A 16,148-nucleotide genomic window follows, 5' to 3' on the forward strand; every position below is an offset into this window, starting at 1 on the left:
TCTAAGTAGATTGCTCATTTAGATGCACGCATGCGTTGTGATCCAAGCTGGCCAGGCTTTTTATCTGGATCATATCTCTACTATACAACACCCATGCCCAATTTGAGTGTTGAGCAGCATTCAGTATTTGCATAGAGACACAATAGAGTCCTATTTACGCTCAATTTCCTCGTTAAATATGGTAGAAAGAAGAGTGTTTATTGAAAGAAGTCTCTAAAAGAACCTGGGGGTTTTACATGACAGATCATCTCTATCTGCGCACACGAGATCTCGCACTGGCCGGGCATATCAGCGTCCAACAAGTACGCAATTACGAAGCCAGTGGCTTGATCCCGAAAGCACAGCGCAGTCCAAGTGGTTACCGTCTCTACACCCAGCAACATCTTGTTGCACTCAAAACGGTGAAAAGCATGGTTCCTGGTTATGGCTGGCAGTGGACAGCAGCGATCATACAGGCGCTTCATCGAGGAGAACTCTCAACTGCGTTTGCGACTATCGACACGCGCCACGCCGAGCTTGCCAGCAAACGTCTTCAGATTGAGCAAACGCTGGCCGCCCTGCATACATTGGCCGCACAACCCGCTCCTCTGCCTGGTACGTATCATCCCCAACGCTTCCGAGTGGGAGAGGCAGCCAAACAGGTAGGAGTACGTGTCTCGGCCCTGCATTTCTGGGAACAACAGGGCCTTTTGCAGCCACTACGCGAGCAGAACAGCCACTATCGCCTCTATGACGAGCAACAGATGCGTCGCTTGCATATCGTGGTCCTGCTCAGAGATGCAGGCTACGACTCCAAGGTCATCCTATCGGTATTAGACGAGTTGGCGGCAGGTCGGCCAGAAAAAGCCATCGCGGCCGTGGAGGCGAGAAGCGAGGAACTGACGCGGACAAGTTGGGTGTGTATTGAAGCAATGGCCTTTTTTCAGCGCTATGTGAGCGAGTTTTGGGCGCAGCACATCTTTGTACGCGGATCAACCCTTTAACCCTTAGATCCCCAAACGAGGTGGTGTTTTCCGATGAAACCAGGCTGGTGATCGCACGCCGCTGGTGCTGGCGACAAAGTAAAGCAAGCGCTGCTGTCGAGCAGACGCGAGAGTGCCTGATTACGATCGAAGCACACCATGCTACAGGTCGCCATGACATCGAGGCCGCATTGGACGACCTGCTTGCTTTACTGAAAGAATATGCCGGGGAACCTCTACCTTTGACATCCTGGATGCACACCATCCGGCACTGATTTGTTCACTCGAGGATTGAGAAGCTCTTCTCCTACTTTCTCTCTCCGCCATAGTAGTCAAGCCATGTTTCCTTTAAGGGCCATGGCCCACTACTATCTGGAAAAGGATCTGATGCAAAGCGTAAGAGGTATGAATAAATGGACTGCTGACTATCAAATGGCTTGTCAATGAAAAACGGACCATCCAAGAGATGAAACGCGACCATTTTCAAAGCATTCTCCTCTGTTCTTTCAAACATCTTTTTTCCTCCCCAGAAAGGGGTCCAGTAGGGATCAACTGTGTCAAAGAACTCGAAATGGATTTGCATATCGGCAGAGATATCATAGCGAAAATGAATGATGCTTTTTACAGCCTGGCACTCTCCATACACCATCTCGCCAGTGCCATCCTGACGGAATTCAATGCTCAGGATAAAATCATACTCTTCAAGGCCGGAATTCCAACCATGAGAACCATGCAAAATGTCCTTGATCTGTTCAATCTTTCTGCTCATCAGAAAAGCCTTCCGCTTTTTTTCTTCCGGCTCTGTTCAAGACCTGATCAAAGCCGGACAGTGGTCATTTCTCCCTTATTGTATAAGTATATCGTTTTTTTGACGATATACATTGTCAAAAAAATCGTGAATTTTTCGCCAGCTTGTGTAGGTGGACAGCATTGGACAAACGCTGGAGCGTAGTCAAATTTGGAAAACCCCTCTTAGCGGTAGAAAAAGTTCCTGCCGGTAAACTGAACGCTGCGCATTACGTCAGAAATCTGAGCAGGAACCGACCGGACAGGTGTCACATTGAAGATGATTTATGCTTTTTTCATGATGGGGATATAGACCTCAACATTGTTTCCCTCTAAGTAAAGTTCATAATCGACTTTTCCTTCGGCAAACTCATAGCCGGAGTCAGGGAACCAGGTGCCATGAATGTATTTCCATGTTCCCTGGATCGCATCAGAGAACTCAGGCCCCATGCTCTCAACTGGCGGAACCTTAAATACCGCATAGGTCGCTTCTGGTATCTTGCCACGAAACATGTCTGATGCGACACCAGCATAACCATGAACCTCTACCGCAACCACATAGGAAAAGTCGCCAGTGACAGGATCAGGGGGGAAGCAGGCCCCGAGTTCGTGATGATGGACAACATGGAGTTGTTTGTGGAGTACATCGAACTTCTCAGGGGTCATGTTCCCCCAAAATGCCGGGATCTCCTGGAGGTTTTTCCCCTCGTTGCACGTCGTTTTGAGCTCATAGCCTGCGATTTTGACTGCTGGTTTCGTCACAATCTTTGGTTCCACGACAATTGCTCCTTTCAAGTTGCATTGCGTCAAAAGTAGTAAATCTACTTTTTTGGGCAGCCGCCCTGAGACATGGATACGGTATTGTTCAGGAGAACAGCCATACGTCTTACGAAAAGCTTTGGCAAAGCCATTGTAGGTATCAAAGCCATAGTCCATTGCGATATCGATGATACGTTTGCCGCGTGCGAGTTGTGCTGCTGCGTGAGCCAGGCGTCTGCGTCTGATATAGTCCACAACGGGGATACCCACATAAGCGTTAAACACACGATAGTAGTGATAGGAGGAGAAACCTGCAATCTTTGCCAGCGTATCGACCGTAAGGCTTCCTTGCAGGTTCTCTTCGATATAATCAATACTATTCTGGATACACTTGAGGTAGTCCACAACGTTCCTCCTCTGAACCGATGTCAAGATTATAGCAGGCGAAAATGCGTTCTACTGTTCCATTTTTGCGCTTTTCTTTCATCTCCGGCAAACTTGGTGATGGTAAGCAATCTGTGCTGTACAACCTTTGTATTCTTTGAAGCGTATCTCAAAGAAGAATGCAGAGACTCATAGAAAGATTAAATGCGTGAAATAATGCATGTGATGCTCAACACTCTTTGAAGAATTGAAAATGAAGGAACAGATATTGATGTAGATGTGTTCACGACCATGACCGCTGCTTTGGTGGTTAGATACACCGCATATGTGGTGGGGGCATCTCGAACTGATTCTACCGTAGGGGACTTCCGAGAATAAATAGACAAAGAGAGGCCGGGATGATATGCCACACCATCTCACACCAGGCGTTCATACACTGTTTCCGTTTTTCTGGGCCTCTGTGAGAATGCCAGCTTAAAGCAAAAAGAAGGCATTGCGTTTTGCAGGGAGGAACCATTTGGAGACGTATTTTGAGGGGAGAGGTTCGGACTCTCCTTCTATTGAGGCCGTCTGGCGTGGCGGAGCGGGGCAAGGGTATACCCCTGTCTGCCCGGCCTCCGGACAATGGCATTTACTCTTTCTCAAGCGGTACGACAGGCTGCATATTTTTGTACAGGGACCGTTGACCAGAGCGACCCCTGTGGCTCAACCCGAAGGGACCGAGTGGTTCGGGGTCACGTTTCCTCTCGGCACTTTTCTGCCCGCACTCTCCATTCAACGCTTGTTGGATGAGCAGGCGTTCCTGCCCCTGGCCTCGCAAACATCCTTTCATCTGGCTGACTCCAGCTGGCCGATCCCTGACTATGAAAATGTTGAGACCTTCATTGAGCGCCTGGTTCGCCAGCATGTGCTGGTCTCTGATCCCGTGGTGCAGGCGGTCCTGGCTCATCACCCGGTAGAGATGTCGTTGCGCACCATCAGGCGCCGCTTTGTCCTGGCGACCGGGCTCCCCTACAAGACAATTGAGCAGATCGAGCGCGCCAAACAGGCTACCGAGCTTCTGGGGCAGGGCGTTTCGCTGATCGACGCGGCATATCAGACCGGGTATGCGGATCAGTCCCATCTGACCCGGGCGCTGAAGCATTTCATTGGCTACACTCCCGCCCTCATTGCTCGGACTCAACATGGGCTCCCGCTTGTTGATAAAACCTTAGCGGATGACCATTTTCTTCAAGACGCTTCCCCTCTGTTAGAGTATACTCGTGTTGCTGACTCTTCATGTGAAGAAAGCGGCTACACTGGTTAAATCAGAGTTGAACGATAAAAGGAGCATGCTATGAGAAAAATCATTTCTCTGAATGGCCATTACCCCACAGGCTTTTGCCGACTTACTTGATTTCTAACTCACACCAAGCGTATGCCGATGGCATGGAGACGGGATCGAAACAACACATCTATCAAGAGATGTGAGCCTTACTCAACGAAAAGCAGTGAAGGCAATATCTTGCCACAGCAGGAAAGAGTAAGATGTGAGAAGTTTTTTTCGGTGGAAGCGCGTAAGCTTGTGGTAAAGAAAGTTTGATGCATTGCATGGAGGTGTTATGGGAAACGTTATTATCGGTGCAACCATGTCACTGGACGGGTTTATGAATGACCGAAATGGCGATGTGAGCCGCCTGTATCCGGATCTGGAAGCATTGCGAAGCACAGAGATGTTACAGGAAGAAATACAGACGACAGGCGCGGTGGTGATGGGCCGACATGCCTACAATATGGCAGAGGGGGATGTCACGGATTACGAATATCAAGTGCCGATCTTTGTCCTGACGCATGTGGTTCCAGAAAAGGTGGCCAAAGGAGAGAATGACAAGTTGACGTTTACCTTCGTTACCAATGGTATTGAAAGTGCTATTGAGAAGGCAAAAGCAGCCGCAGGAGACAAACATGTCATGGTGGTAGGTGGCGCGAATACCGCTCAGCAATGTCTACGAGCCGGGCTCGTAGACGAAATCCACATTGGTATCGTCCCGGTCCTCTTTGGTGAAGGTCTTCGGTTTTTTGAACCCCTGGACAATGAGCAGATAAAATTGGAAAAAATGAGGATATTCGAGATTCCGACGAGAACCGATCTATGGTTCCGCGTTGTCAGGTAAGATCCGTACTTAACTATGGTCAGATGATTGTCCAGGTCTGGAATGGCAAAGGCACTCTACCTCTATCACACGCCGGGCAGAGCGTTGCCATCAATGAAAGGCTGCCTCAAACCCACTCACTGGCTATGATCACGCTGCTGCGTATCAGGGTATCAGGTCACATGCTCTCTCTGTTACAATCGCATCGATGTTGTTGTGTGTCACTATAGTTGTGTGTCACTATATAAGATAATATTTTACTGCAGCCGCCATCAATTTTATTCGTCTCGACGCCTTTTTGGAGGGAACGAAGGCAACGAAGACGCGTACTTCACGTTTCGCCGCCTTAGCTTCCGTCGAACTCGCTGGCTAATCAGCGTTTTCTAACGGTATCAAAATCCGATACCGTTGGGAAACCCTTGCGCGGTGCTCATCTATTTGGAGTGAGTACGCTCAAAAGATGTTTCGTAACAGGGTTTCCCAACGGTATCAAATCCGGGATGACTCATAGTTCCTCTTTCTCATGCACCTCAACCTGGCTTCCTACACAATCAGGAAAATGTGGAAACGTAGTCGGTGGCAAACTCTTCAAGGGAGCGTGCCGGGCGACCGAGGAGGACTGGCACATCCTCACTGAGCCAGTCACAGTCGCCACCAGCGACCATGCCGAAGAACTGAGCGTTCATCTCGGCTAACTCTTTCGGAAGACCAGCATGAATCATCGCGTTCTTGTCCTCCTCGAAGCTCAGCTCGTGGTAGCTGACCGGTCGACCGAGTACCTTTGAGAGTGTCGCCGCCACCTCGGAATAGGTGATCAGTGCCGGGCCGGTGAGTTTGTATGTCTTTCCGACATGCGTGACGGATGAAGCGGCAATCTCGGCGGCTACTGCGGCGACATCTCGGGCATCGATCATGCCCATGCGCCCCAGGCCAGCCGAGGAGCCGAATCCGCCGGTCTTCTTGATTGCTGGAGCGAGCGCCAGGACGTTTTGCATGTAGGCATTTGCACGTAACAGCGTGTAGTTGAGTCCAGAAGCAAGAAGCTCGGCTTCGATCTCATACTGCCAACGCCGCCGGGCGATGGGAGAGTCTGCCGATGCGTCGTTCGTGATCTTAATGACCCGTTTGACACCCGCACGTTTTGCGCTATGCACGACGTTCAGCTCCTGAGCAGGGATGCCCGGGCTGACGAGCACCACGGTTTGTATCCCCTTCATCGCCTTGTCGATGCTTGGCAACGAGTCTAAATCACCCACGACGATCTCCGCTCCGATCTCTACCAACGACTTCACCTTTTCAGGGTTCCGAACCAGCACACGGACAGACAATGCTTTTTGCCGTAGTAAACGCACGGTTTCGAAACCGACCTTCCCTGCTGTTGTGACTAAAATCATGATTGGGTCCTCTCTCTGCCACAAAAATGGCTAATACAATTTACTCTCGTTATCGATTGGATCACTCTGTGTCGTCATTTTCTGATCATTGCCTGTCGTAAAACACCTATCCTCTCATCAAAAACATAAATGGACAAATGAACGACCTTTCATATCAACGTCATCTCTTTTTCTTTTTCGTTCTCTTCTACTTTTTTTCACCTGGGATTGGTTTTTCTGTGTGTTCAGGCAAGCGACCACCGGCATAGCGATAGGCAGCTTGCAGCAAGGCAAACAGAACATTGACCTCTTGCTCGTCGCGCGGGCTATAGACCATTACCAGGTTCTCTGGTGCCATCCCTGCTGCCGCGACAGGATGGACCTCAGCCCATCCAGAGGCGACGGCTTGTCGCGCAACGTCAGGTGGCAACATGACATGCATGCTCCCATCCCAGGGGTGAAAGTGACCAATTTCGCGCCTTCCAAGAAAGGCGTTCGGTGGGCCAGCAGGCACAGAGCGTTTGAGCCAGAAGGCTCGTGAACGAGGATCGGAGATCGTACTCTGACCCTCCTCGATGTCGGGAAGCGCGAACACGCGCTCGGCAAGCATGGCAGACATCTCTGGTGCCCCATGCTGATCCTGTTGAAGGTGAGGGGTCCGAGGCGTTGTGCGCGGACGAGGCCCGAGACGCTGAGGAACGGCCATTGTTCTCTCTGAGAGAAGAGCCTCCTGCTTCTGCCCTTCTTCCCTCTCTCTCTTTATCATTGAAGACTTTCCTTTCTGTTCACAGGGTGTTGAGCCCATTTCGCTCTCCTCCCCGTGAAGGTAAAAGCAGCGAACGTGGAACACCTGGTTCACATCGACACAGTAAGTATGGACGACAACGCCTGTTTGGACAAGTACGCAGTTTTTTGTGCTATACTTACAAAAAAGTAACTATAGGCGACAGTCGTTGCGACGATTGTTGCGGAGGAGGCGCGAATGGACATCAGAGGAGAGGACGACGGGTGCCCGAAGGGCTACGGATGCCCAGTAGAGGTACTCATGGAGGCGATCGGCGGTCGATGGAAGCCAGTCATACTGTATCATTTGATGGGCGGGACCCGCCGCTTCAACGAATTCCGCCGCCTGGTGCCGGGGGGCAGCCAGCGGATGCTGACCCAGCACTTGCGTGAGCTGGAGGACGATGGGCTTGTCCATCGCGAGGTGTACCGGGAGGTGCCGCCGAAGGTGGAGTATTCCTTGACTGCGCAGGGTCGGACCCTGGAGCCACTCCTCCTTCAGATGAACGAGTGGGCCGTGATACATATGGTCGAGGCGTCGAGGGGCGAGTAACCCTGGGTAATCTCTTAATAAGGGCGTGAGTTTCCTGAAAGCAGTGGATTAATATCACACTGTTTCATACCTTCCAATGGTAAATGTGGGAAAATGCTGGCGTTTATGCTTGAAGTGCTTCAGTTGTGTGATAAATTTAGGCAGATACAATGGTTTAGCATGGCTGGAGTACATTGTTGTATTGTACAGTAGCTGCGATGTTTTTTTATTGGCGAGAGAGGCATTGAGATGAGCGAAAATACGGCTGTTCAAACGCTACCACGAGTTTCGGTGTCAACATGGAGTTTGAAACGAACAATTGGTAGTCCACCGATTTATGCTGTCGGCGAGGATATTCCCCAGGCTGCCCATGGCAATGGGGAATTGACGTTGTTGGAGTTACCTGCGAAATTGGCTGCTTTTGGCATTCATACCGTAGAAATTGTCTATTTCCATCTGCCCACTTTGGAGCGTAGCTATCTGTTGAAGTTGCGCCAGGCTCTGGATACAGCTGGTGTAGAACTTTTTTCATTGCTGATTGATAATGGGGATATTACCCATCCACAATATGCTGAACGCGATCTGGCCTGGATTAGTTCCTTTATTGAGGTGGCAGGTGTTCTAGGTGCCAAAAATGCACGCGTGATCGCTGGAAAGTCTGCACCTTCAGAGGAGAACCTGGCGCTAAGTGTACGCAATATGCAGCGTCTGCTCAAAGTTGCCCGGGAGAATAATGTGCACTTGATGACAGAGAACTGGTTTGCTCTCCTCTCGACTCCATCTGCAGTTTCCTATGTATTGGATAATCTGGCTGGCAAGGTTGGCCTGTGCTTTGATTTTGGTAATTGGAGTGGAGCAACCAAATATGCGGACCTGCAGGCGATTGCCCCGTATGCCCAATCCTGCCATACCAAGGCCCATTTCTCGGATCAGGGAGAAATTGATCGTGAGGATTATGTACGTTGTCTGGATATTACACGGGCCGCCAATTTTTCTGGCCCCTATACATTGATCTACGATGGCCCAAATAATGACGAGTGGGAAGGATTAACGACAGAACTTGCGATTGTCAAACCCTACCTGACGGGCACTCTCGTCTAAAAGCTAATCCCTTCCCAATTGGGGGATTACATTAGCCCCCCATTAGTTTCCTGTTTAAACTGATGCGACGATCCTTTGGGCGGCGGCGAGGACGCGGGTGGAGATGCTTTCTTCGTCAAGATACCCTGGCATGATGACGCCGAAATCCTCTCGTATTGCGCCTGGATAACCTTGACATTCTATTATAGATCATGTACACAGAGTAGTGTACCTATTATCGGATTAACTGTTCGATTATAGAACATTGGGCGAGTATGACGCTGTGTTGCTAACTGCTCGTAGCATCCAAAGAAGGAGCCCTGCAATGATCAATGCTGATTTTATGCCGATTCAAAATTTTGATTATCTGGAATTTTATGTTGGTGATGCTCGCCAGGCAGCCTATTACTTTTGTCATGCCTGGGGCTTTGTACCTGTGGCTTACGCCGGCCTGGAGACCGGGATACGGGATCACATGAGCTATGTGTTGGAGCAGGGGAATATCCGTTTCCTGGTTACTTCGCCGATGGGACCCGATGGCGAGATTGCGGCCCATGTGCAGCTCCATGGAGATGGTGTGAAGGATGTGGCGTTTCGCGTTGAGAGCGCTGAGCGGGCTTATCGAGAGGTGACCAGTCGAGGGGCGCACGGGATCTTGCCACCCACGGAGCGCAGGGATGCCTATGGCTCGGTCAAGCTGGCTACGATCCAGATCTATGGAGAGACGACCCATACTTTTGTGGAGCGGCAGGATTATCAAGGTGCATTTCTACCCGGCTTTCGGGCGGTAGAAAGCACGTTGCCGCGCCGGGCTCGGCCAGCTGGTCTGGCTGGTATTGATCATGTGGTTGGCAACGTTGAATTGGGCAAGATGAATGAGTGGGTCTCTTTCTATGAGCGGATTATGGGCTTCTCCCAGATGATTCATTTTGATGATCGCCAGATCAGTACTGAGTATTCGGCGTTGATGTCGAAGGTCATGCAGAATGGGAGCGGACGCATCAAGTTGCCGATCAATGAGCCTGCGCCTGGCCGTAAGAAATCTCAGATTGAGGAATATCTGGACTTTTATCGTTCACCAGGGGTGCAGCATCTGGCTTTGATTACCGATGATATTGTTGCGACGGTACGTAATCTGACCGAGCGGGGCGTTGAGTTTTTGCAGACTCCGCAGAGCTATTATAAGGATGTGTTGGATCGCGTCGGGCCTATCGATGAGGATCTACAACAACTGGCGGATCTCGGTATTCTGGTTGATCACGATGAGGATGGTTATCTTCTCCAAATTTTCTCCAAACCTATTGTGAGTCGTCCAACGGTTTTCTTTGAGATTATTCAGCGTAAAGGGGCGCGTGGTTTTGGTGAGGGCAACTTTAAAGCGCTCTTTGAGGCTTTGGAGCGAGAGCAGGAACTACGAGGGAATCTCTAGATGAAGCTAGTAACTGTGCAGAACGAGCAGAATGTCTCGGCTGGCGTATTGCGCGGAGAGCGTGTGCTCCTCTTAAACTATCCTACGCTACTGGAACTCTTGCAAGATCCTGCTGGTATGACTTCGGCACGTCAGGCTCTGGAGAGTTCTGAGCAAGGTCTGGCGCTGGATACGGTTACGCTGCTCGCGCCCATCCCTGCTCCACCGACATTACGGGATTTCTATGCCTTCGAACAGCACGTCAAGAGCGCTCGGGCCAGGCGTGGGGCTGGGATGATCCCGGCGTGGTATGAAATCCCTACGTTCTACTTCTCTAATACCAGCGAAATATATGGCCCCCGGCAGCCCGTGCCGTATCCGTCGGGCAGCCAGGAACTGGATTTTGAATTAGAAATTGCCTGTGTTGTTGGACGTGCTGGCAAGGATATCCCGGTAGATGACGCTGCTAACTATATTGCTGGCTATACTATTATGAACGATTGGAGTGCGCGGGACTTTCAGCGCCTGGACATGCAATTGAATCTAGGCCCTGGCAAAGGCAAAGATTTTGCGACCTCCATTGGTCCCTGGCTGGTCACACCGGATGAATTGGTTGCGCGGCGCACTGGAGAGGGTGCAAGCGAGCGCTACGATATGACGATGCTGGCACGCGTGGATGGACAGGAGATTTCGCGTGGTAATTTTCAGCAGATCTATTATAGCTTTCCCCGGCTGATCGCTTATGCCTCACGCAATGTTCGTCTGCGTCCTGGTGATATTATCGGCTCTGGTACAGTGGGGAGTGGCTGCCTGTTGGAGCTTAGCTCCACAGTTCACCCCTGGCTGCAGCGCGGAGAGACAATTGAGTTAGAAATTGATGGTATCGGAATACTGCGTAACAAGATTGTTTAGTAGTGCAGTGGAAAAGCCTGTAAGCCTGCTTTTCAGGAGGACGAGATGCCACCTTATCATCACCTGGGAGAGATACCGCCCAAACGACATACACAATTTCGTAAAGCAGATGGTTCGCTCTATTCTGAGGAGCTCTTTGGCACCGAGGGATTCTCAAATAACTACTCGAATATCTATTATCATTATCCACCAACGCGCGTGACTAGAATTGAGCCCTTTCAAGAGTTGCAATTAGAAGCCTGGAATGTAGGTGTGCAACGCCATCATCACTTAAAAACCGCTCAATTACAGCCTGCTAAGGATGCTGTGTTGGGCAATCAGGTCTTGATGTATAATCAGGATCTAACGATTGGGATTGCTCTACCGAGCGAGACGATGAATTATTATTATCGCTCCGGTGATGCAGATACTCTGTATTTTGTGCACGATGGTCATGGTGTGCTTGAAACTACTTTTGGCCTCTTGCCTTATCATGAGGGCGACTATATCATCATTCCGCGCGGTACCACGTATCGTTTTGCTCTCTCTGAAGAGAGTGTGCAGAGTCGTTTTCTGGTGGTTGAGGCTCATGGGAACATTGAGCCGCCGCGTCGCTATGTTAGTCCCAGTGGTCAGCTGCTAGAGCACGCACCATACTGTGAGCGTGATCTACGCCGACCTGAAGAGCTGGTGACCCATACCGAACAAGGCAAGTTCGAGGTACGTCTGAAGGTAGATAACCTGATCACTAGCTACTGGTATGACTTTCATCCTTTCAACGTGGTTGGTTGGGATGGCTGTGAGTATCCCTGGATCTTCAATATCAGCGATTTCGAGCCGATTACTGGACGGGTGCACCAGCCTCCACCCGTGCATCAAACCTTCCAGGGACCGAACTTCGTGGTGTGCTCTTTCGTACCTCGCAAGCTAGATTACCATCCCCTTTCAATTCCTGTTCCTTATAATCACAGCAACATTGACAGCGACGAAATGCTCTACTATGTCAATGGCAACTTCGGCAGTCGGCGCGGCATCGAACGTTCCTCGATCTCTCTCCATCCTCGTGGCATTCCCCACGGCCCTCATCCAGGTGCCGTCGAAAAAAGCCTCGGTGTTCAACAAACCGATGAACTTGCCGTCATGATTGACACATTTCATCCCCTTAAATACACTACTGCCGCCCAGACCATCGACGATCCAGCTTACCCTTACAGCTGGCTGTCCTGACGTACGTCTGTTGTATTAACATCAGGATTGTGAAGAACAGGTGAGCGCAGCACGCAGGAAGGGACATTGACATTAAACTCTGTTCATATACGCTGTATCGCATTGTTGTCAAAATCCTCAGGACAACAAGATATCTATCTTACTATCCTGAGGATTTTTATAACCTCCTGACCTCCTGGCCTACTGATGAAGGTCCTCATGCGAAGTTTGTGAAAGGAAGGGCCTTTGAGTGAAAATAGCCAGTCCTTTCATTCGCCAGGTACAATGGGAAGATGGAAGAAATGGGCGCTTGCTTGAGCATACGCACTTGCATTGAAAAGGGCAAGGCCGGACACGCGACCTTCAGAGATGACAAGATCACTTTCTACATGAAAGCCAGCTTTCGTGATGCCACGCATTGAGGCTTCATTCCCCGGCTCATATCCGATCCAGAAGCGATCAACAGATTGTTCCTGCTGGATGATTGCCTGCAGGAGACGAGGATAGATGCCGCGCCCTCGCCATTCAGGAAGCGTCATAAAATCCCACAGATAACAGTTTTTCGTTTGAATGGGAAAAGAAAATTGTAATTCAGCGATTCTTCCTTCGTGTGTCGCGGTCCATCCATAGGCAACTGGAGTTTCATCCATGAACGCGATATAAGGGTAATTACCACTTTGAATACGCGTGTTTATTTCCTGATCAGAAAGATGGGCAAGCTGTGCAATCACATGTTTGTCTGTCGAGAGACAAGCTGAGAACGGTAATAGAGGCGAGAGTTTGGGGAAAGGATCTCCTCGCCACCAGGTTGCGAAAGGCATAGAAACAGGGACCTCCTTATAAATGCTGACACAGAGAGCTTACTCGTTTCTTTTGCTAAAAGCAATGCTTTACTACTGGAGGATGCGCGCCGACACGCGATTGACCGCATAGTCCAAAACGCCGCCGTGATGGGTGCGAATGCGGTTGTGCGCATGCAGTTTGATTCTGCGGAGATTGGCAACTAACCTGTACAACCTCTTTGTTTCAATTGTGTTACTGCGCATCTTGTAGGCGACTTCTTGACAAGGGTTGCAGGCTCGAAACACCGGTCACGCGCACCAGCCAGCATGGATGAGCGCGTTGGAACCAGCAGGCCCCGAAAACCAGGGATGCCAAAAATAACGATGTCAGGGAAGAGTATATACAGATCCTCCCGGGTATGCAAGAGGCAGCGATGGGAAAAATGAACGATGCATTTCAAACGTCCAGTGATGATCATGATAAGGATTTATCGAATGATGACGGCCTGGATGAGGGGGATGAATTGCCATAAAAACAGGGAAATTTGAGGAACTGCCGTAAGATTTGCCGTAAGTAGAGGGTTGCTACAGAAAAGAAAAGCGTCTCAAGTGGCTTGTGGCCTTGCTTGAGACGCTTTTTCCTAACAACTGAGTGCCGATGGAGAGATTCGAACCCTCAACCCTTGCGGGATCTGTTTTTGAGACAGACGCGTATACCGTTCCGCCACATCGGCTTGTCCTTGACGGGTTGTATAATACCGCATCTATACGTGGTTGTCAATAGCTTTTTGGGCTTTTTTTGTCAGTCGGTATTTTTGATCCGGTTTTGATGCGTGGATGTCTTGCGCGTGTTGTTTTTTTGCCCGTTCCTGAATCAGGTTGCGCCTCGTCTCGCCTCGCCTCGTCGGGACCTATGGTTGATTGGTTGGTTGGTTGGGCCTTCTGGGCCAAAGAATGTGATAGCACTGGATGCTTCTTTATACTGCTCCGATTTTCGTATGCAAATGTGTGCAAGCACACCTCCACGCAGAATTTCGTTGTTGCTGCTTCATCCTCAACAGCCTCCCTGCCGAAGCATTTTGGTCTTCTATCAAGTCCACAGCCGATTTTACGTCATTCGTCCAAGCCAGTACCGGAGACGGCTTGATCAATGAGCCCGATCAAGCGAAGGGCTTCCTGCAAGATGTTGAGCGAGGCGTTATAATCGCGATCTTGCCTCAATTCGTAGTAAGCGCAGGTAGGGTCCTGGCACACAAAGATCCGATCGGAAAGCGTGATGTCGTCCCATCTCCACTGGCATGCATGGCACTGTTTGCTCGAAGGGAAAAATCGCCCTACTTTCACGACCTGCCCACCCCGTTGCTCGACCTTACTGGTCAACAGCGCCAGCAGTTTGCCCAGGGCCGCATCAGAGAACGAGCGAGCCAGATGGCGATTCTTGAGCAACCCTTTGAGATGCAGATCTTCAATGCCAATGATGCCGTAACAGTCTGCCAGCCGTGTGGTAAGCTTTTGGAGCACATCATCACGCTTACAGGTAACCCGATAATGCAATCGAGCTACCTGCCGTCGTGCTTTCTCGCGGTTCTTTGACCCTTGTTTGCGACGGTGGAGCCGTTTGTTGGCTTGCCGAAGCTTCTTGAGGTTCGTTTTGAGGAACGCTTGGTTCTCGCATTCCTCGCCCGTACTCAAGGTCGCTAATCGGTTCAAGCCGACGTCCCCGCCCACCGCTGCGGGTCGCTTCTGTGGCACTTCATCAGGAACTTCCACTGTGATCGAAATGAACCACCAATCTGCCTGGCGGGTTACACGAGCCCCGCTGATTTTCCCCTTGAAGCGAAGATTTTCGGCGAGGTTCACCCAACCGAGTTTTGGTATCCAGACGCGATGATCACCAAGCTCAAACTGATCGTTTGCGAGATAAAAGCTTGGTTTGCTTTTCTTTTTGCTTTTGAACTTCGGATAGTGGGCTTTTTTCTCAAAGAAAGCGGTAAATGCCTTGCCCAGGTCGAGGAACGGTTGATCTGACGCGTTTTTCGTTACTTCCCATGTCCAAGGAAACTGTTCCCGACGGATGGCATTAAACTGTTTCTTGAGCTTCAATGCAGTAGGTTTCTCTCCTGCAGCATACTGCCGGTTCCACTCCGCCAGCGCCCAATTCCACACATATCGCGAGGTTCCGGCAGCCTTCGACAAAGAGACGAACTGCTCGGCAGTAGGATGGAGGCGCATCTTATGAGCTTTGATCATCGTTCGCCCCTTTGCCCAAAGCCGCTGCTCGCAGAGCATTCTTGTGGGAACGCAAGCCATGCAGCCGCGCAGAAAAGACCGTCACAATGGCGATAACATCACGCACCAGTTCTTCCTCGGGGGAGAAGGTTTCATCATTGATGACCACGATATCCGTCCCATGGCGCTGACAGAACGCCTCAAACCAGTCGTAGCCAAAACGCACAAAGCGATCCTGGTAGGCAATGATCAGTTGGCGCACCTGCCCAAGCTCGATCTGCTCGATGATGGAATTGAACCCCTTGCGTTTGTAGTTGAGGGCGGAGCCAACGTCTTCGATCCATTGATCCACCGCAATGGAATGATCGAGGCAATAGGCTCGCAACGCTTGCATCTGAATGACAAGATCTTTCTTCTGGGCGGGTGAGGAGACGCGAGCATACGCAATGACCCCGCCACTCTGTGGAGCAATGAGCCCACGGTACTGCAAGTATTGTTCATGGGTATAATAGCGGCGATTGGTCGGGCTGCGAAAGGCAGGAAAAATCCCCTTGCGATCCCATTTCTGCAAAGTATTGACCGACTTGCCGATTAATTTCCCAAACTGTTTTGGTGAATATGTATGCTCCATGAATAGTGTATAACATATTTTACCTCGTTTTTCAATACAGTTGTAAGCTCTTTCTATAAGGATGAGCAAGGGGCCAGTACAAGTTGTCAGGGCTTTCCAATTCTAAAAAACGGAACAGTAGCCAGTGAGCAAGAGATCAAGAGCCTTGTCATACGATGCATCAAAATAGCGCATCTGTCGGGCAACATTGCACACGCCGACACGATCCAT

General features: G+C 50.3%; 17 protein-coding genes and 1 tRNA gene. 10 read left to right on the forward strand and 8 right to left on the reverse strand.

All coding sequences use genetic code 11. The annotated features are described in order from the left end of the window. The first annotated feature begins 236 nt into the window (after nucleotides 1–236). Both F1593_RS04365 and F1593_RS04370 read left to right on the forward strand, forming a co-directional pair. A complete protein-coding gene (locus F1593_RS04365) occupies nucleotides 237–983 on the forward strand; it encodes a MerR family transcriptional regulator (RefSeq protein WP_149400326.1) in 747 nt (248 codons plus the stop codon). 23 nt (nucleotides 984–1,006) lie between these two features. Continuing rightward, a complete protein-coding gene (locus F1593_RS04370) occupies nucleotides 1,007–1,237 on the forward strand; it encodes a hypothetical protein (protein ID WP_149400327.1) in 231 nt (76 codons plus the stop codon). Nucleotides 1,238–1,269: 32 nt separating this feature from the next. Here the strand turns inward: F1593_RS04370 and F1593_RS04375 are convergent, their stop codons facing one another. Together F1593_RS04375 and F1593_RS04380 are read right to left on the reverse strand one after the other, a co-directional pair. Then, entirely contained in the window at nucleotides 1,270–1,731 is a 462-nt protein-coding gene (locus F1593_RS04375; protein ID WP_149400328.1) for a hypothetical protein, read from the reverse strand. Between the two features lie 302 nt (nucleotides 1,732–2,033). Then, nucleotides 2,034–2,912, reverse strand: coding sequence for an AraC family transcriptional regulator (locus F1593_RS04380; RefSeq protein WP_149400329.1), 879 nt, complete (start codon nucleotides 2,910–2,912; stop codon nucleotides 2,034–2,036). 496 nt (nucleotides 2,913–3,408) lie between these two features. Between F1593_RS04380 and F1593_RS04385 the strand changes: the two genes are divergently transcribed. Both F1593_RS04385 and F1593_RS04390 read left to right on the forward strand, forming a co-directional pair. Next, nucleotides 3,409–4,197 (forward strand): AraC family transcriptional regulator, encoded by a 789-nt coding sequence (locus F1593_RS04385; RefSeq protein ID WP_149400330.1) that lies wholly within the window; start codon nucleotides 3,409–3,411, stop codon nucleotides 4,195–4,197. A gap of 295 nt (nucleotides 4,198–4,492) precedes the next feature. Continuing rightward, entirely contained in the window at nucleotides 4,493–5,044 is a 552-nt protein-coding gene (locus F1593_RS04390; protein WP_149400331.1) for a dihydrofolate reductase family protein, read from the forward strand. Nucleotides 5,045–5,574: 530 nt separating this feature from the next. Here the strand turns inward: F1593_RS04390 and F1593_RS04395 are convergent. Beyond that, on the reverse strand, nucleotides 5,575–6,417 hold the full coding sequence (locus F1593_RS04395) for an NmrA family NAD(P)-binding protein (protein WP_172631851.1): 843 nt from the start codon (nucleotides 6,415–6,417) through the stop codon (nucleotides 5,575–5,577). 187 nt (nucleotides 6,418–6,604) lie between these two features. Then, nucleotides 6,605–7,162, reverse strand: a complete 558-nt coding sequence (locus F1593_RS04400) for a luciferase domain-containing protein (protein WP_149400332.1) — start codon at nucleotides 7,160–7,162, stop codon at nucleotides 6,605–6,607. A 216-nt stretch (nucleotides 7,163–7,378) separates the two neighbouring features. On the opposite strand from F1593_RS04400, the gene F1593_RS04405 reads away from it, so the two are divergent. From F1593_RS04405 to F1593_RS04425, 5 genes are all read left to right on the forward strand, one after another. Beyond that, nucleotides 7,379–7,732, forward strand: a complete 354-nt coding sequence (locus F1593_RS04405) for a winged helix-turn-helix transcriptional regulator (protein WP_149400333.1) — start codon at nucleotides 7,379–7,381, stop codon at nucleotides 7,730–7,732. 228 nt (nucleotides 7,733–7,960) lie between these two features. Next, nucleotides 7,961–8,812: a sugar phosphate isomerase/epimerase family protein gene (locus F1593_RS04410; protein WP_149400334.1), complete on the forward strand. Its 852-nt coding sequence runs from the start codon at nucleotides 7,961–7,963 to the stop codon at nucleotides 8,810–8,812. 304 nt (nucleotides 8,813–9,116) lie between these two features. Continuing rightward, nucleotides 9,117–10,220: a 4-hydroxyphenylpyruvate dioxygenase gene (gene hppD, locus F1593_RS04415; protein WP_149400335.1), complete on the forward strand. Its 1,104-nt coding sequence runs from the start codon at nucleotides 9,117–9,119 to the stop codon at nucleotides 10,218–10,220. Next, nucleotides 10,221–11,111, forward strand: coding sequence for a fumarylacetoacetate hydrolase family protein (locus F1593_RS04420; RefSeq protein ID WP_149400336.1), 891 nt, complete (start codon nucleotides 10,221–10,223; stop codon nucleotides 11,109–11,111). It begins immediately after the preceding gene. Nucleotides 11,112–11,156: 45 nt separating this feature from the next. Continuing rightward, on the forward strand, nucleotides 11,157–12,317 hold the full coding sequence (locus F1593_RS04425) for a homogentisate 1,2-dioxygenase (RefSeq protein WP_149400337.1): 1,161 nt from the start codon (nucleotides 11,157–11,159) through the stop codon (nucleotides 12,315–12,317). Nucleotides 12,318–12,565: 248 nt separating this feature from the next. On the opposite strand, the gene F1593_RS04430 is transcribed toward F1593_RS04425, so the two are convergent. Beyond that, nucleotides 12,566–13,117, reverse strand: a complete 552-nt coding sequence (locus tag F1593_RS04430; RefSeq protein ID WP_149400338.1) for a GNAT family N-acetyltransferase — start codon at nucleotides 13,115–13,117, stop codon at nucleotides 12,566–12,568. A gap of 75 nt (nucleotides 13,118–13,192) precedes the next feature. On the opposite strand from F1593_RS04430, the gene F1593_RS29225 reads away from it, so the two are divergent. Beyond that, nucleotides 13,193–13,303, forward strand: a complete 111-nt coding sequence (locus F1593_RS29225; protein WP_268907011.1) for a heavy metal-binding domain-containing protein — start codon at nucleotides 13,193–13,195, stop codon at nucleotides 13,301–13,303. 428 nt (nucleotides 13,304–13,731) lie between these two features. On the opposite strand, the gene F1593_RS04440 is transcribed toward F1593_RS29225, so the two are convergent. From F1593_RS04440 to F1593_RS04450, 3 genes are all read right to left on the reverse strand, one after another. Beyond that, nucleotides 13,732–13,812 (reverse strand) — tRNA-Leu (locus F1593_RS04440). A 379-nt stretch (nucleotides 13,813–14,191) separates the two neighbouring features. Then, nucleotides 14,192–15,328, reverse strand: a complete 1,137-nt coding sequence (locus tag F1593_RS04445) for an RNA-guided endonuclease InsQ/TnpB family protein (protein ID WP_149400339.1) — start codon at nucleotides 15,326–15,328, stop codon at nucleotides 14,192–14,194. Continuing rightward, nucleotides 15,312–15,938, reverse strand: a complete 627-nt coding sequence (locus F1593_RS04450) for an IS607 family transposase (RefSeq protein ID WP_149400340.1) — start codon at nucleotides 15,936–15,938, stop codon at nucleotides 15,312–15,314. Before F1593_RS04450 ends, F1593_RS04445 begins: the two co-directional genes overlap by 17 nt. Nucleotides 15,939–16,148: the final 210 nt, after the last annotated feature.

The organism is Dictyobacter arantiisoli, assembly GCF_008326305.1.
GTDB lineage: Bacteria > Chloroflexota > Ktedonobacteria > Ktedonobacterales > Ktedonobacteraceae > Dictyobacter > Dictyobacter arantiisoli.

Excerpts from the sequence above, each read along its gene's own strand:
- F1593_RS04365 (WP_149400326.1), top strand. The coding sequence starts at position 237 with ATGACAGATCATCTCTATCTGCGCACACGAGATCTCGCACTGGCCGGG.
- F1593_RS04375 (WP_149400328.1), bottom strand. The coding sequence starts at position 1,731 with ATGAGCAGAAAGATTGAACAGATCAAGGACATTTTGCATGGTTCTCAT.
- F1593_RS04390 (WP_149400331.1), top strand. The coding sequence starts at position 4,493 with ATGGGAAACGTTATTATCGGTGCAACCATGTCACTGGACGGGTTTATG.
- F1593_RS04395 (WP_172631851.1), bottom strand. The coding sequence starts at position 6,417 with ATGATTTTAGTCACAACAGCAGGGAAGGTCGGTTTCGAAACCGTGCGT.
- F1593_RS04400 (WP_149400332.1), bottom strand. The coding sequence starts at position 7,162 with ATGATAAAGAGAGAGAGGGAAGAAGGGCAGAAGCAGGAGGCTCTTCTC.
- F1593_RS04405 (WP_149400333.1), top strand. The coding sequence starts at position 7,379 with ATGGACATCAGAGGAGAGGACGACGGGTGCCCGAAGGGCTACGGATGC.
- F1593_RS04410 (WP_149400334.1), top strand. The coding sequence starts at position 7,961 with ATGAGCGAAAATACGGCTGTTCAAACGCTACCACGAGTTTCGGTGTCA.
- hppD (WP_149400335.1), top strand. The coding sequence starts at position 9,117 with ATGATCAATGCTGATTTTATGCCGATTCAAAATTTTGATTATCTGGAA.
- F1593_RS04420 (WP_149400336.1), top strand. The coding sequence starts at position 10,221 with ATGAAGCTAGTAACTGTGCAGAACGAGCAGAATGTCTCGGCTGGCGTA.
- F1593_RS04425 (WP_149400337.1), top strand. The coding sequence starts at position 11,157 with ATGCCACCTTATCATCACCTGGGAGAGATACCGCCCAAACGACATACA.
- F1593_RS04430 (WP_149400338.1), bottom strand. The coding sequence starts at position 13,117 with ATGCCTTTCGCAACCTGGTGGCGAGGAGATCCTTTCCCCAAACTCTCG.
- F1593_RS04445 (WP_149400339.1), bottom strand. The coding sequence starts at position 15,328 with ATGATCAAAGCTCATAAGATGCGCCTCCATCCTACTGCCGAGCAGTTC.
- F1593_RS04450 (WP_149400340.1), bottom strand. The coding sequence starts at position 15,938 with ATGGAGCATACATATTCACCAAAACAGTTTGGGAAATTAATCGGCAAG.